Consider the following 2,124-nt stretch of genomic DNA (forward strand, 5'->3'; position numbering starts at 1 on the left):
GAAAACATAAAGGAGATGTTCTTATGCAAACAACAAAAACCATTACCAAACGCATATGGGGCGTGTTGCTTGCCCTGTGTATGCTGCTGAGCCTTATGCCCATGGCGGCGTTTGCGGCGGAGGATCCGGGCGTTGTCTACGACTACCAATTTGTCACCGAGGACACCATTGAAATCATGGGTTATAACGGCACGGAAACCAATCTGGTTATCCCTTCGCAAATCAACGGCTACACCGTGGTGGGGATAGGAGACCTTGATCTTCTGGGTGACGACACCGATACGGTGGAAAGTGTCGTTGTACCAGACACCGTGAAGTACATTGAAAGATTTGCCTATTACCCAAATACAGCTTACTATGTGAGTAGTCTGACGAAGGTTACACTGCCGGAAGGCTTGGAAACCATTGGCGATAATGCGTTTGCAAGCGCCCCGGGTTTGTCGGAAATCAACTTGCCCTCCACGTTGAAATCCATCGGTGAACGTGCTTTTATGAACTGCAACATAGACAATTTCACCATCCCAGCCGGTGTAGAATATATCGGCGCCAACGCATTCAACGAGACCTATATGGCGGTTCGTAAAGCAAACGAGGTAAGGGCTCGTGGCGGAGACCCCTTTATTGTCATTGGCGGAGAGCTGGTGAAGTATGCAGGCGATGATACTGTGGTCACCGTGCCGAACGGCGTCAGGGGCATTGCTACTGACGCTTTCTCCCCCTATGGCGGCGACGTCACCTCCATCACGCTGCCGGACAGCGTGGAATACATTGCAGACGGCGCTTTTGGCACACAGTCGGAACTAACTACGGTAAACTTTGGCAGCGGCTTAAAAGAGATTGGCGATACCGCATTTTCCGGCTGCGATAGTCTGAACAATGTCGTGCTGCCGGAGGGGCTGAAAAAAATCGGCGATAACGCATTTGCCGGATGCAGCTCGCTTGACAGCATCAGCTTTCCCGGCACACTGGAAACCCTCTATCCGGGAAGCCTTAGGGGTACCCCGTATTGGGAGAACCTGCCAGGGGGCGAAAACTATCTTGGCAGCGTATTCTGCTTTAAGGAAACCGAACTGGATCCCTGGTCGCCGTTCCATGTTGATGTCCGTCCCGGTACGCTGGGGATAATGGAATGGCAATCCAGCCAATATGACACCACCATGTCCCTCCCGGACGGTCTGCGCTATATCGGACCGGACGCATTTCCCGATGGGATGTACGAATTAGTTGATTTTACCCTGCCGGAAAGCGTCACCTATATCGATCACGAGGCCGGCGTTCCAATAAGCGCCGTGCGTGATTTACCTGACGCCCTGACCTATATCGGCGACAAGGCGTTTTCGGGACATTCGATTGACATCAGCTATTTGGAAATCCCCAATGGCGTGAAGTATATCGGAGAAAAAGCTTTTGGCTATATCAATACCGACTCATCCCCAAAAATGGACGTCCGCCTGCCGGACAGCCTGGAATATATGGAGTGGGCGGCGTTTGAGGACAATAACATCGGCCAGATCACCAACTGGCCTGCCGCCATCACCACATGGAATGACTTTTTGCTTGGTTGCCAGATGGATGCCCTGACCCTGCCGGACACCATCCTCAACGTTCATAGACTGACCTCGTATTCTAGTCCTGTCATGAACCTGAACCGGGTAAAGGTGATAGAAGGTTTTTCCGGCTATGGATACGCTGATATATATACTTCTGACACCATCCAGCTGGGCAGCGGAACCATCCTGATGCCCAATCTGGAACGGGTGTTTCCCAATACCCATATTGGCGGCGATGGCGCAGGTGTGGTGGCCATACCCAATATGGAGGTTTACGTCCCCTTCAACGGTGTTGATGAAGGCTTTGACGAGCATTTGAATGTTGTCATCTTTGAGCCGTCCATGCTGGAAGGGCTGCCCTCTGCGCCACCGAGCGTCGCGCCAATGGTCGGCTCCTTTACCGATGTGCGGACAAACGACTGGTTTGCAGGCGCGGTGGAGTACGTGGTGAATAACGGCCTGTTCTCCGGCGTGTCGGACACCTCGTTCGCGCCCAATGACCCGGTAACCCGTGGTATGCTGGTGACAGTGCTGTGGCGGGCAGCAGGCGAGCCTTCGGCAAGTGCAAGCGCCT

Annotated in this window: 1 protein-coding gene; it reads left to right on the forward strand. The window is 53.2% G+C overall.

The annotated features are described in order from the left end of the window. Positions 1-23 precede the first annotated feature (23 nt). Positions 24-2,124 (forward strand): leucine-rich repeat protein (locus H6B51_RS16835; protein ID WP_204884753.1); only part of this gene is annotated, 2,101 nt, incomplete at its 3' end.

This window comes from Pseudoflavonifractor phocaeensis (assembly GCF_016901955.1).
GTDB classification, from domain to species: domain Bacteria; phylum Bacillota; class Clostridia; order Oscillospirales; family Oscillospiraceae; genus Flavonifractor; species Flavonifractor phocaeensis_A.